We start from the raw sequence: 12,623 nt of genomic DNA on the forward strand, positions 1-12,623 counted from the left end.
GCTCCTACGGGCAGGTCCACATTTTGTGAATCCAAATAGCTGAGCCTTGCCTGATGAGAGTCGATCCGCGCCCCTTACTGCCCACGCCTACCGACAAGACGGCCGCGGTCGAGAGCATTCGTCCGGTGGTTGCGCGCCAGAGCGCGCGCTTCGAGGCGGTGCTGAGCAAGCGCGAGGGCGTGGCGCGGCGCTCGTTGCGCGGCGATGTCGAGCAGGCGGGCAGCAGCGAAGGCGTCAGCCCGGAGCTGTTCGGCAGCACGCGCTCACTGGAAATTCTCAACTATTTGCTGGACGAAGTCCTGCCCGGGCTGGATGCCGAGCCTGAGATCAAGACCCTGGCTGAAGACCTGATTCGCGAGGAAATTCATATGCGCCAGAGTCTGGAACAGCAGCGTGCCGAGGTGCAGGTATGAGCATCTTCTTCGGCACAGGAGCCGCGAACACTTGGCAGGGGGGAGTGACTTCATTCGCCAAAGCGGTATTTCAGGCGACAGCGATGTATCGACTGTACTACCCCATTCGCGAAGGAATTCACTCCCACAAAAAACCATTTATTTCAGAGGGCTATCTGTTTTTTTTGCTGCCACAAGGGGTTCTGCAATGACCGCGCGTGACGATCAGGACTGCATCGAACTGCTCAAGGGCATGGGCGATCTGTATCGCCGCAGCGGCCAGGCCCAGCGTGCCCTGGTGATGCTGTTGATCGCCGTGCAAATGGCCCCCGAGGACAGCACACTGCTGCGCACCCTGGCCATGACCTTTACCGACAGCGGTGATGCCGAACGCGCCCTTAATGCGCTGGACCGTCTGGCCGAACAGGAAGGCGAGTCCAGCAGCCTGTTGTTGCTGCGCAGCCGGGCCCTGTGGCGCGGCGCACGCACGGAAGAGGCGCGGCAGTGCTTCAAGCGCTATCTGGCGGCGCGGAGGGCGGCGGCATGAACCTGATGAACCGGCTCAACGGCCTGGCTCGCATAGCCGCACAGCGCACCGACGTGATTATCGTCGCCTTTATGCTGATGGCCATCGTCATGATGATCATCCCGCTGCCGACTTATCTGGTCGACATGCTCATCGGCCTGAACATCGCGCTGAGCATTCTGATCCTTATCGTCGCCTTCTACATCTCCCACTCGGTGGAGTTCTCGGCGCTGCCGCCGCTGATTCTGCTCAGCACGTTGTTTCGTCTGTCCCTGTCCATCACCACCACGCGCCTGATCCTGCTCGACGGCAACGCCGGGCATATCGTCAAGGCGTTCGGTGATTTTGTGATTGCCGGGCAGGTAGTGGTGGGGCTGGTGGTGTTCCTGATCATCACCGTGGCGCAGTTCGTGGTGATCACCAAGGGTGCCGAGCGAGTCGCGGAAGTGGCGGCACGTTTCACTCTGGACGCCATGCCCGGCAAGCAGATGAGCATCGACAACGACCTGCGCAACGGCGATATCGATCAGCCGGAAGCGCGGCGTCGGCGTTCGCGGCTGGAGCGGGAAAGCCAGATGTTCGGCGCGATGGACGGCGCCATGAAATTCGTCAAGGGCGATGCCATCGCCGGTCTGGTGATCCTCGCGGTCAACCTGCTTGGCGGCATGCTGATCGGCATGCTTGAGCGGGACATGCCCTTCGGCGTGGCGGTACATACCTATTCGCTACTGACCGTGGGCGATGGCCTGATCGCACAGATTCCGGCGCTGCTGATTTCCGTGGCGGCGGGCACCGTGGTGACCCGGGTCAACAGCGATAACACCGAAGGCAACCTCGGCACTGAGATCCTGGCCCAACTGGGCGCCAGTCATCGCGCCCTGAGCCTGACTGCACTTATCCTGCTGGGTGTCGCCCTGCTGCCTGGCTTCCCGGCGCTGGTTTTTATCGGCCTGGCGGCGATCCTCGGTGCCTCGGCGTTTTTCATGTGGCGGCGGCAGAGGGTGCAACCGCTGCAAGCCGTGGTGGAAGAGGCGCCGGGCGAGGTGCACGAATACGAAACGGTCGAATCGGCACCGCTGCTGATTAAGCCTCTGGACTGCCGCCTGCTGCTGATCCTCGGACCGGGGCTGGCCGCATCGGCACCGGAGCAGCCTCTGCGCCAACGCATCGAGGCCCTGTGCCACGAGATTCGCGGCGACCTGGGTATTGAGGTGCCCGAGGCCGAGATCTATACCGAGCGCAAGGCCGCAGCCCAGCGCTTTGTTATCGAGCTGGAAGGCGTGCCGGTCTGCGAAGGCGAGCTGCCGGTGGATTGCCTGTTGCTCAAGGACGACCCGGTGCACGCGCAGTTGCTGGATATCCCGGCGCTGGAAGCCGACTCACCCCTGAGCCAGCGGCCGGGGCAGTGGATCGAAAGGCATCATCAAGCGCGCCTGGAAGAGGCCGGGGTCGGCTTTCTGTTCCCCGACGAGATCCTGCGCGCCGTGCTCGAGCGTACCTTGCGCCGCTATGCCGCCGACTTCCTTGGCATTCAGGAGACCCGTGCGTTGCTCGAGCGCATGGAAGGCAACTACGGCGAACTGGTCAAGGAAGTGTTGCGCAGCGTGCCTTTGCAACGGGTGGCCGAAGCCTTGCGTTGCCTGGTCGCTGAAGGTGTGTCGATCCGCAATCAGCGTGCGTTGCTCGAAGCCATGGTTGAGTGGGGCGGCCGCGAAGTGGATGCCGCGCGCCTGGCCGAACACTTGCGCGCCGCTCTGGCACGGCAGATCAGTCATCAGTATGCCGATCGCAATCGGGTGATCAGCGCCTTTGTCCTGGCGCCCGCTCTGGAAGAACAACTGCGCTCCAGCCTGCGCCGTCAGGACGGTAGCCGCGACTCGATCCCGGAGCAGACCAGCCGCGCCGTACTCGTGCAGCTGCGGCATATCTGCGAGCGCCTGCCCGATGACCGCCGCACCGTACTGCTGGCTCACCCGGAACTGCGCCGCGCCCTGCGCCGCCTGATCGTGCGCGGCGAGATCGAGCTGGCGGTGCTGTCGTTCCGCGAGCTGGCGGGGGAATACAACCTGCAGGCCGTTGGCACCGTCAGCCTCAGTGATGCACCGCAGCGTTCCGCTACTCCGACTCCTTCTTCTCTGGCGAATGCTTCATGACCTGTTTTTCCGCCGTGCGCGTCATCCGTTATCTGGGTCTGCTGGCGACTTTTTTGCCGCTGCTGGCCGTTGCCCAGGACATCGCCAAAGGCAGTAATGCCACGCTGGATCTAGCCTCCGGCGAGGGGCGCATCCTGCATTTCAAGGCGCCGGTAGAGTCGGTACTGGTGGCCGAGCCAGGGGTGGCCGACCTGCAAGTGGTGTCCCCCGGCGTGATTTATATCTTCGGCAAGGCGCCGGGCCAGACCAGCCTGATCGCCTTGGGCAGCGATGGCCAGCAGGTCGCCTCGCTGAATCTGGCGGTGAACAGCAGCAGTCAGGGCGTCAGCCGCCCGCTCAAGGATCTGCACCCGGACAGCAGCGCCCATATCAGCGCCGCCGTTAATCGTCTGGTGGCCAAGGGCACGGTGCAGGATGTCGGCGAAGCCACCGATCTCAATGCCTTGCTCAGCGTACAGGGGCAGGGCATGCAACCGGCCCTGAACAGCACCGAATACAGCGGCTCGGCCCAGGTCAACATCCGTGTGCGCTTTGCCGAAGTCTCGCGCTCGGAGCTGCTGCGCTACGGGGTGAACTGGAATGCCCTGTTCAATAACGGCACCTTCTCGTTCGGCCTGCTGACCGGTGGTGCCCTGGCGGCCGATGCCGCCAGCGGCGCATCGAACGTGGTGAGCGCCGGGCTGGCCTCGGGCAACCTGAATATCGATGCGATGCTCGAAGCCCTGCAAAGTAACGGCATCCTGGAGATTCTCGCCGAACCCAATATCACCGCCATGACCGGCCAGACCGCAAGCTTCCTTGCCGGTGGCGAAGTCGCCGTGCCGGTGCCGGTCAATCGCGACCTGGTGGGCATCGAATACAAGTCCTACGGCGTCTCGCTGCTGTTCAGCCCGACCCTGTTGCCCAACGGTCGCATCGCCCTGCAAGTGCGTCCGGAAGTCAGCAGCCTGATGGGCAGCAATACGGTCAACGTCAATGGCTACCTGGTGCCGTCGTTCCGCGTGCGCCGCGCCGATACCCGGGTGGAAGTGGGCAGCGGCCAGACCTTCGCCATTGCCGGACTGTTCCAGCGCGAAAGCAGTCAGGACGTGGAAAAGGTGCCGATGCTTGGTGACATGCCGATCCTCGGCAACCTGTTCCGCTCCAAGCGTTTCCAGCGCAACGAAACCGAACTGGTGATCCTGATCACGCCGTACCTGGTGCAGCCGGTACGTGGCCGCACCCTGGCCACGCCGCTGGATCCGCTACCCGGCGCCGCGACCACCACGGCCTCGGCCGGACCGCGCCAGGGCGGCCGGTTCGGCTTCTACATGAATTGATCACGGAGCGACCATGAAGCCCTTTGTCCTGCCACTCCTGATCCTCCTGCTGGCTGGTTGCAAGAACCACTTGGAGCCTGCGTCCTACTCGCCGGACTACCAACGCCTGGTTGGTGCTGATGGCCGGGTCGAACTGCTGCCGGTGGAATGCCTGAAGCCGCCTGCCGAAGACGTCTTTGAGACCGATGAGGACTACGTGCCGCTGCTGGCACCGGGTTGCGCCAACAATCTCACGCTGCTGCAGATGGTCGAGCAGCGCGGCGATCTGTTCCAGGGCCGTGCCACCGGGCCGACCATGGCCGCGCCTGTGGGCCGGGCGGCCCAGGTGTATATCGACGGCTATGACCGTGAAGAATTGCGTCGGCGCAAGGACGAACAAGAGTCCCGCGCCGACAAGCAGGAAAAGCAATGAAGGCCTTAGTGAGCGTCCACCAGCCCCAGCTCCCGGGCCTGTACGGCCGGGTCGGCGATGGCCTTGATGCGCCTGGCTTCGATCAGCAGGGTCTGGCGCTCGGCGGCGGGGATGTCTTCCAGGGTCATGCCGGCGACGTCCTGCTCGCGTCCGGCCAGCACGGTGATCAGCAGCTCGTTACGCTGATGCCGGGGTTGCGCACGGGGCGACTGGGCGACGCTGTGAATGGTGTCCAGGGCCTGCTGCGCCTGCCCGCCGAGGGCGTAGGCCAGGGCCAGGTTGCAGCGGCTGTCGAGGTCGTTGGGGACGAGGGCGACGCTCTTGCTGAAGGCGCTTTGCGCGGCTGGGGCCTGACCACGCAGGATCTCGGCGATGCCCAGGCGGTTCCAGGCATCGGCGCGATTGCCCGTGTTGGCCGCCTGGGTCAGGGCGGTGACGGCGCGGTCCAGTTTGCCCAGGCGCACTTGAGTGGTACCCAGACCGAGCAGGGCATCGACGTTACCGGGCTTGAGTTCCAGGGCCTGCTGGTAAGCCCGCTCGGCACTGCGGGCATCGCCGCTGGCCAGACGCGTCTCACCGAGCTTCAACCAGGCCTCGACATGGCTGCCCGGCTGCTGCGTGGCCTTCTCGTACAGCGACGCGGCCGTGGTTGCATCGCCGCGTTTCTGCAGATCACCGGCCAGGCTCATGAAGCGTGCATAGCTGTCATCGGTCGGTGGCTGGCCGGCGCAGGAGGCAAGCAGGGCGGTGGCGATCAGCAACGGCAAGCGGTTGAACATAAACAGGTCTCGGCCGGACAACGGGATGGTCATCTTAGCGATTTAGTCGGCAATAGCGACCGTTATGTACACCAGGATTTCATATCGGCATCACGATCCACGCAAGGCCTCGCCGCGTCTTCGACACCGCGCTGTCGCGCAGCAAACCCTGAGCAGGGTGGGAGCGAATTTATTCGCGAAGACGGTATTTCAGGCGACGGCAATGCGGCGAATGCGCAGGCCTCTTCGCGAATGAATTCGCTCCCACAAGAGGGGCTTTTGTCTCGGCTGAGCATGTGGTGTTTGCGTAAAGTGAGGCTTGTGTTGTGCCTGCTGCTTCTGGCGCCGCTGCCTGCTTTTGCCGAATCGACGGACGACCCCACTTGGTTCAGCCAGCCCTACGCCTACGTCCTGGTCGAGCAGGACGTGCGTGCCGCTCTCACCGAATTCGGCCATAACCTTGGCCTGATCGTGGTGCTCTCCGACAAGGTCCGGGGCAAGTCGCGCAGTGTTGTGCGCGGCGCCACTGCCGGGGATTTCCTCACTCAGCTGTGCGACACCAACGGCCTGGGCTGGTACTTCGACGGCAACGTGCTGTACCTCAATGCCGACGATGAAATCGCCACGCGCCTGTTCAAGGGCCAGGGCCATTTGAACCTTGATCAACTACGCGGTTACCTCGCGGGCCTGGATGTGTATGGCAAGCAATTGTCCATGCGCCCCAGTCCTGACGGCGACGAACTGTTCGTCTCCGGGCCGCCGCCTTATCTGAACATGATCCAGCAGCATATCGACCAGCAACCGCGCCCTGTCGTCGCGCCCGTGGCCCGCGAACGCGGCATGCGGGTGTTTCGTGGCAGCGTCGTGAGCGACAACTGATCCCTAAAGCCAGACCAGGAGAAGCCCCATGTCCGTAGCACCGATCGACAGCAGCATCAGCACCCCACCGGCCAGCGCCGAAGCCAAGTTCAACGCCGCGGTGGACAAGTCCAAGGATGAGATGAGCGACGAGGATTTCACCGAGGCCCTGATCACACAGGCCGTCACCATCGGCGGGCAGTTCATCATCATGCCCAAAGCCCAGGAAATGCTGAACGAAGCTCAGTCGTCGGAAGACGACGAAGAATAGAGGCCAGGCCATGACCGCAAGTCTCGCAGCCACGGCGGCATTGCCGCCGTCAGGAGGGCAGGGAGGGCTTCAGGCTTCCCAGAACCTCTTTGAACATATGGCAACTACCTCCAAGGGCATGCCCGAGGGGGCCAGCCCGCATCAGCTCGGTGAAGGCCTGATGGAGCGGCTCAACGGTTTCATCGACCGTTCCCGCAGTTTCTCCGAGCGCGCCGAAGTGCTCGGCAACGGCGCGCCTTCAGGTGCCTCGCAGCCGCCGTCGGCTGCGGAAAAAACCGCCGCCACTCCGGCCACCGCCAATGGCGAAGGGGCGAAGAAGGTCGGCGATAAACAGGTCGATCAGATCGTCCATTCCCTGGGCAAGATGTTCGATTACTCCATTGAAACGCAGATGGTGGTGCGGGGCGCGACGCAGATTTCCGGCTCCGCCAACACCCTGCTCAAAGGTCAATAACCCATGCTCCGTGCCGCGCGTTTGATGATCATCGTCGCTCTTGCCGGGCTGTTGCAGGCCTGCGACATGGACCTGTACAGCAACCTCAGCGAGCGTGAGGCCAATGCCATGCTCGCGGTGTTGCTGCGCGACGGCATCCCGGCTTCGCGCAAGGTCCAGGACAACGGCCAGCTCAAGCTGGTGGTGGACGAGCGGCGCTTTGCCGAGGCCATGGCCCTGCTCGATGAAGCCGGCTTGCCGGGGCAGAATTTCGCCAATATGGGCGAGGTGTTCAAGGGCAACGGCCTGGTGTCGTCGCCGGTGCAGGAGCGCGCGCAGATGGTCTACGCCCTGAGCGAAGAGCTGTCCCACAGCGTGTCGCAGATCGACGGCATCGTCTCGGCGCGGGTGCATGTGGTACTGCCCGACAACGACCTGCTCAAGCGGGTGATCTCGCCGTCGTCGGCCTCGGTGCTGGTGCGCTACGACGCCAATACCGATATCAACCCGCTGATCCCGCAGATCAAGACGCTGGTCGCCAACGGCATCTCCGGTCTCAGTTACGACGGTGTCTCGGTGACGGCAATCAAGGCCGCCATCCCGACCCATAACGCCAGCGGCCAGCCGCGCATGAGCAGTTTCATGGGCATCTGGATGCTCGAAGACAACCTGCCCCAGGCGCGCCTGTTGTTCGGCGGCAGCCTGTTGCTGGTACTGGTTCTCGCCGGGGTGCTGGCCTGGCAGTCGTGGCACCGCCGTCGCGGCCAGAGCCTGTATGCCTTGCCGGAGGCCTCATGAGTCAGGTGCAACAATGGCAGGAACTGCTTGAGCAACCCCTGGCTTTCGTTGATCGCCAGCGCCTGGCCGCGTGTTTTCCCGCTGAGGTGGCCGTCGAGCGCATCCACGCTTTGCGCAAGGAGCCGCGCTTTCAGCCGCGCTTGCTGGAGTTGTTGCAGGCGCACTTTCAGCTGCAACCTTTGGCCCAGGCACCCATGCCTGCAGACGAAGATTTGCCGGTGCTGCTGATGACGCCTGAAGCTTTCCGCCGCCTGCCGCGCCTGTGTGGCGCCATTTGGCATGCGGCGACCCTGAGCCGGGAGATTCGTAGCGAAGTGGTCAACCAGTTGCGCGCTGCCCTGGGCAACGAAGTCTTCGCTATGGCCCTGGCTCATCGTTCGTTGGCCGGGGCAGCGGACCTGCTGCGTCAGCCCGACGAACTGCTGGCGGCCATCGATCATGACGGTGCGCTCTGTGTCTCGGCCTGGTTGCAGGCACAGCCGCCGTTATTGCGTGACTGGCTGCGTTTGCGTCTGTCTGATCCGGGCGTGCACGACCCGCGCACCCCGGTGGATATCCGGATTGTGCGCAGCCTTGCGGCGACCCTTGCCCACCGTGAAGCCGAGCTGAAGCCTGTCGAGGTGACGCATGAGTAATCTGCCGAGCCGCCCGGCCGCGCGTATCTTGCGCGGCGCCGAAGCGCAACTGTGGACCGATGGTTACGCCTTCTTGCAGGCCGCTCGCGATGAAGCCGAGCTGATCCGCCAGGACAGCGGCCACTGGCTGGAGCAGGCCCGCGCTGAAGGCTTCGAAAGCGCCCGTCTGGAAGGCGCCGAGCAGGTCAGCGCGCTGCTGGCGCACACCTCGGCCAAGGTTGAAGCCTATCTGGCCGGGCTGGAAAGTGCTCTTGCCGATCTGGCCCTGGGCATTGCCCGCGAGGTGCTTGAATGCATGGATGATGCCGAGCGCGTAGTCAGTTGTACGCGCAAGGCCTTGGCCGCCTTTCGCCAGGATCAGGCGCTGACTCTGTTTGTGCCGCGTCTGCAGGTGGAAGCGGTGCGGCGCCGGCTGAAAAGTGAACTCGACAGCCTGCCCGCGATCACTGTCGAATCCGACGATCAGTTGACCTTCGGCCAGGCGCGCCTGAGCAGCCCGGTGGGCTCGGTGGAACTGGGCCTGGATGTGCAATTACAAGCCCTGCGCCGCAGCCTGCTGCCCTTTGCCGAGGTTGCGCCGTGAGCCTGGAACTGCTGATCCCTCGCCTGCATGAGCGTCTGGCCGATGCCCGGCCGCGCCCCATGAAAGGCACCATCCGCAGTATTCGCGGGGTGCTGCTGCGGGCCAGTGTCGCCGGTGTGCGCATCGGCGAACTGTGCCAGTTGCGCGACCCCAGTACCGGTCGCAGCCTCGCCGCCGAAGTGATTGGCTTTGATGAAGACGAAGCGATTCTCTCGCCCATTGGCTCCATGGAAGGGCTGTCTACCCGTACCGAAATCATTGCTACCGGCGAGACCCTTGGGGTCAGCGTCGGCGATGGCCAACTGGGGCGAGTGATCAGCCCCATGGGCGATTATCTGGACGGCGACGGCATGCTGCCTTTGGGCAATCTGCAACGCTACCCGCTGCATGCCGAACCGCCGGCGCCTTTTGCCCGGCAACTGATCGTCAACCCGATGTCCCTCGGCGTGCGCTCCATCGACGGCCTGCTGACCCTGGCCCAGGGCCAACGCATGGGCGTATTCGGCGAGCCGGGAGTGGGCAAGTCGTCGCTGCTGGCGAGCATCGTGCGTAATACCAATGCCGATGTGATCGTCATCGGCCTGATCGGCGAGCGCGGCCGCGAAGTGCGCGAGCTGCTGGACGTGCAGCTCGATGCCCAGGCCCGGGAGCGCACGGTCGCCGTGGTCGCCACCTCGGACCGGCCTGCCGCCGAGCGGGTGCGGGCCGCATATGTCGCCACCGCTCTGGCTGAATATCACCGGGATCAGGGCCGAAATGTGCTGTTGTTGATGGACAGCCTGACCCGCTTCGCCCGGGCCCAGCGCGAGATCGGCCTGGCAGTGGGCGAACCACCGACCCGACGCGGTTATCCGCCGTCATTCTTTTCCGCCTTACCGCGCCTGTTGGAGCGTGCCGGCCCCGGCGCCACAGGCAGCATCACTGCGTTGTACACCGTGCTCACCGAAGGCGATGCCGCGACCGATCCGGTGGCCGAAGAAGCCCGCTCGATCCTCGACGGCCATATCGTGCTGAGCGCCGAACTGGCCCAGCGCAACTACTTCCCGGCCATCGATGTGCTGCGCAGCCGCAGCCGTCTGATGGATCAGGTCAGCAGCGACGAACAGCGCCGCCTGGCCCGGCGTATCCGCGAGTTGATGGCGCGGCGCACAGAAATCGAAATGCTCATACGGATCGGTGAGTACGCGCCCGGCAGCGACGCTCTGGCCGACGAAGCCATCGCCCGCCACGACGCCATCGAAGCTTTTTTACGCCAGGCCGCCGGCGAGCCGAGCAGCCCGGGCGAAACCCTCAGACATATGCGCAAGGTGTTGGCATGAACACCACGGAGACCCTATGAACAGCCACGATCTGCGCAACCTGCACGCGCTGCGGCAATTGCGCGAACAGCGCGCCTCAAGCCAATTGGCTGCGCAGCAACAGCGGTGCCGCGAGACCAACGTCGCCTTGGATGATGCCAAGGAAAAACTGCGCCTGCATCGCGAGTCCATCGCCCGGGAAGCCGAGAAACTCTATGGCCGTTTCAGCGAAGGCCTGTCGATCAATGCCTGGCACGAGGCCCAGGAGCGCTTGGCCGAACTGGAAGACGACAACCAGCAACTGCAAAGCGGCGTGGAAGAAGTCAGCCAGTTGCTTGATGGGCAGGAGCAGGAGCGCGAGGTGTTCCGTATTGCTCGCGCGGCGCGCCAGCGTCAGGCTGATGCCTGGCAGGTGTTGGTTGATGGTCGGGAGCAGGGCGAGCGTCGGCAAAACGAACAGCGCGAAGAAGCCGATGACCTGTTTGCGCCCCTGTCGGCACTGCTATCCGGGAGCGCGCCTTGACCTCCCACGAGGCCATCGTCTGGCCGCAGATCAGCCTGCCCCGGCATGAACGGCAATGGACGGCGCTGCACAACCGCCTGCATCAGCCACGGCGTGACTGGCACGGGCAGTTTGCCGGGCAGCCGCTTACGGTGCGCTGGAGTGGTGTTGCGGCGGATACCGCTGCCGAGCTGTGGATGACCCTGGGCCAGGCAATGTTTGCCTTGAGCCTGCCGGACGAAGCACTACGAGTGCTTGGTCTGCCTGCCAGCGTAAAGCCCCACAGCCTGGCCGGCAGCCTGCTGCTGGAACAGGCCTTGCTGCCGCTGATCCTGCCCATCGAGCAACTGTTCGGCCTGCCGCTGCGAGTCCAGGACAATCCGACACCGCGCGTGCGCGGCCCTCTGGCCATGCATCTTGGCGTGCAACTGGGCGAGGCCGCCGAGTGGCCGCTGCAACTGCATATGGACGAAGACGGCGCTGATTTGCTGGCCGCCGCCCTTGATCTTTATGCGCCAACCGTGCCCCACGATCTGGGCCATCTGCCGCTGCCCATGACCGTCGACAGCGGCGAAGCCTGGCTGACCCTGGCCGAGCTGCGCAGCCTGTTGCCGGGGGACGTGGTGATGCTCGACCCGTGGCCCGCCAGCCAGGTGCGTCTGTGCGCTGTGACGGGGCTGCAGGCCCGGGCGCAACTGGACGGGCAGCGCCTGCAACTGCTTGAGCAACCTTTTGCCGTGAATTCTATGAAGGAGCATCACATGACCGAAGTGGGTGCCGGACGCGGCCTGGAAACGAGTCTGGAAGCGAGTCTGAACGAGCTGCCACTCAAGCTGGTGTGTCAGGTCGGCAGTGTCGAGATGACCCTCGCGCAACTGCGCGAACTGGGCACGGGCAGCCTGCTGCAACTGACGCCGAGCATGCAGGAAGGCGTCGATCTGATGATCAACGGCCGCCGTGTCGGCCAAGGCCAGCTGGTGCAAGTCGGTGAAGGCCTGGGTGTGCGCCTGCTGAGCTTCGCCACGCCATGAGCGGCTATCAGCCGAACCTGATCGAGATCATTCTGGTCGTCGCCACCATTGGTCTCATCCCGCTGGCGGTGGTGACCCTGACCGGTTTCATGAAGATTTCCGTGGTGCTGTTCCTGATCCGCAACGCCCTGGGCGTGCAGCAGACGCCGCCGAACCTGGTGCTGTACGGCATCGCCCTGATCCTCTCGGTGTATGTGACCACGCCGCTGATTGGCGACATGTACCGCCAGGTGCAGGGGCGCGACCTGAACATGGAGAACGTCGAGCAGGTCAAGGAGTTCGGCGAGGCCTTGCGCCCACCCTTGCAGGCGCATCTGTCGCGTTTTGCCAATCAGAGCGAGCGCGGCTTTTTCGTCCAGGCCACGGAGACCATCTGGTCGCCGGAAGCCCGGGCCGACCTGCGTGATGACGACTTGGTGGTGCTGGTCCCGGCCTTTGTCAGTTCGGAGCTGACCCGGGCCTTCGAGATCGGTTTCCTGTTGTACATCCCGTTTCTGGTGGTGGATCTGTTGGTGTCTAACGTGCTCATGGCCATGGGCATGTCCATGGTCTCACCGACGTTGATATCAATACCGCTGAAGCTGTTCCTTTTTGTCTCGTTGAGCGGCTGGTCGCGCTTGATGCACGGTCTGATTCTTAGCTACGGGTGAACCC

At 64.0% G+C, this 12,623-nt stretch carries 17 protein-coding genes; 16 read left to right on the top strand and 1 reads right to left on the bottom strand.

The genetic code is table 11. The annotated features are described in order from the left end of the window. The first annotated feature begins 53 nt into the window (after positions 1-53). From M2401_RS03235 to M2401_RS03260, 6 genes are read left to right on the top strand one after another with little or no spacing between them, the layout of a single operon-like run. On the top strand, positions 54-413 hold the full coding sequence (locus M2401_RS03235) for a hypothetical protein (protein WP_259099507.1): 360 nt from the start codon (positions 54-56) through the stop codon (positions 411-413). Beyond that, positions 410-604, top strand: coding sequence for a hypothetical protein (locus M2401_RS03240; RefSeq protein ID WP_259099508.1), 195 nt, complete (start codon positions 410-412; stop codon positions 602-604). Before M2401_RS03235 ends, M2401_RS03240 begins: the two co-directional genes overlap by 4 nt. Further along, the gene (locus tag M2401_RS03245; protein WP_259099510.1) at positions 601-939 is read left to right on the top strand and encodes a M48 family metallopeptidase; all 339 of its coding nucleotides are present in this window, start codon (positions 601-603) and stop codon (positions 937-939) included. Before M2401_RS03240 ends, M2401_RS03245 begins: the two co-directional genes overlap by 4 nt. Continuing rightward, positions 936-3,071, top strand: coding sequence for a type III secretion system export apparatus subunit SctV (gene sctV, locus M2401_RS03250; protein ID WP_259099512.1), 2,136 nt, complete (start codon positions 936-938; stop codon positions 3,069-3,071). Before M2401_RS03245 ends, sctV begins: the two co-directional genes overlap by 4 nt. Continuing rightward, entirely contained in the window at positions 3,068-4,390 is a 1,323-nt protein-coding gene (locus tag M2401_RS03255; RefSeq protein WP_259099514.1) for a type II and III secretion system protein family protein, read from the top strand. Before sctV ends, M2401_RS03255 begins: the two co-directional genes overlap by 4 nt. Before the next feature lie 13 nt (positions 4,391-4,403). Then, positions 4,404-4,802: a hypothetical protein gene (locus M2401_RS03260; RefSeq protein WP_259099515.1), complete on the top strand. Its 399-nt coding sequence runs from the start codon at positions 4,404-4,406 to the stop codon at positions 4,800-4,802. Between the two features lie 5 nt (positions 4,803-4,807). Here M2401_RS03260 and M2401_RS03265 read toward each other — a convergent pair whose 3' ends face one another. Beyond that, positions 4,808-5,581 carry a tetratricopeptide repeat protein gene (locus M2401_RS03265; protein WP_259099517.1) on the bottom strand — a complete coding sequence of 258 codons (774 nt, stop codon included), beginning with the start codon at positions 5,579-5,581 and terminating at the stop codon, positions 4,808-4,810. Between the two features lie 231 nt (positions 5,582-5,812). Between M2401_RS03265 and M2401_RS03270 the strand changes: the two genes are divergently transcribed. From M2401_RS03270 to sctR, 10 genes are read left to right on the top strand one after another with little or no spacing between them, the layout of a single operon-like run. Then, positions 5,813-6,439 (top strand): type III secretion protein, encoded by a 627-nt coding sequence (locus tag M2401_RS03270; protein WP_259099519.1) that lies wholly within the window; start codon positions 5,813-5,815, stop codon positions 6,437-6,439. A 28-nt stretch (positions 6,440-6,467) separates the two neighbouring features. After that, on the top strand, positions 6,468-6,689 hold the full coding sequence (locus M2401_RS03275; protein WP_259099520.1) for a hypothetical protein: 222 nt from the start codon (positions 6,468-6,470) through the stop codon (positions 6,687-6,689). A gap of 10 nt (positions 6,690-6,699) precedes the next feature. Further along, positions 6,700-7,143 carry a hypothetical protein gene (locus M2401_RS03280; protein WP_259099522.1) on the top strand — a complete coding sequence of 148 codons (444 nt, stop codon included), beginning with the start codon at positions 6,700-6,702 and terminating at the stop codon, positions 7,141-7,143. 3 nt (positions 7,144-7,146) lie between these two features. After that, a complete protein-coding gene (sctJ, locus tag M2401_RS03285) occupies positions 7,147-7,920 on the top strand; it encodes a type III secretion system inner membrane ring lipoprotein SctJ (protein ID WP_259099524.1) in 774 nt (257 codons plus the stop codon). Beyond that, a complete protein-coding gene (locus tag M2401_RS03290; protein ID WP_259099526.1) occupies positions 7,917-8,555 on the top strand; it encodes a type III secretion protein in 639 nt (212 codons plus the stop codon). Before sctJ ends, M2401_RS03290 begins: the two co-directional genes overlap by 4 nt. Further along, positions 8,548-9,138, top strand: a complete 591-nt coding sequence (locus M2401_RS03295) for a FliH/SctL family protein (RefSeq protein ID WP_259099528.1) — start codon at positions 8,548-8,550, stop codon at positions 9,136-9,138. The genes M2401_RS03290 and M2401_RS03295 overlap by 8 nt, the downstream gene beginning before the upstream one ends. Beyond that, positions 9,135-10,457 (top strand): FliI/YscN family ATPase, encoded by a 1,323-nt coding sequence (locus M2401_RS03300; protein WP_259099530.1) that lies wholly within the window; start codon positions 9,135-9,137, stop codon positions 10,455-10,457. The genes M2401_RS03295 and M2401_RS03300 overlap by 4 nt, the downstream gene beginning before the upstream one ends. Before the next feature lie 16 nt (positions 10,458-10,473). Next, on the top strand, positions 10,474-10,959 hold the full coding sequence (locus tag M2401_RS03305) for a hypothetical protein (protein WP_259099533.1): 486 nt from the start codon (positions 10,474-10,476) through the stop codon (positions 10,957-10,959). Beyond that, positions 10,956-11,969: a type III secretion system cytoplasmic ring protein SctQ gene (gene sctQ, locus M2401_RS03310; RefSeq protein WP_259099535.1), complete on the top strand. Its 1,014-nt coding sequence runs from the start codon at positions 10,956-10,958 to the stop codon at positions 11,967-11,969. Before M2401_RS03305 ends, sctQ begins: the two co-directional genes overlap by 4 nt. Then, on the top strand, positions 11,966-12,619 hold the full coding sequence (gene sctR, locus M2401_RS03315) for a type III secretion system export apparatus subunit SctR (protein ID WP_259099538.1): 654 nt from the start codon (positions 11,966-11,968) through the stop codon (positions 12,617-12,619). Before sctQ ends, sctR begins: the two co-directional genes overlap by 4 nt. The last annotated feature ends 4 nt before the right edge of the window (positions 12,620-12,623 follow it).

The sequence above is a fragment of the Pseudomonas sp. JUb42 genome (assembly GCF_024807945.1).
Lineage (GTDB): Bacteria > Pseudomonadota > Gammaproteobacteria > Pseudomonadales > Pseudomonadaceae > Aquipseudomonas.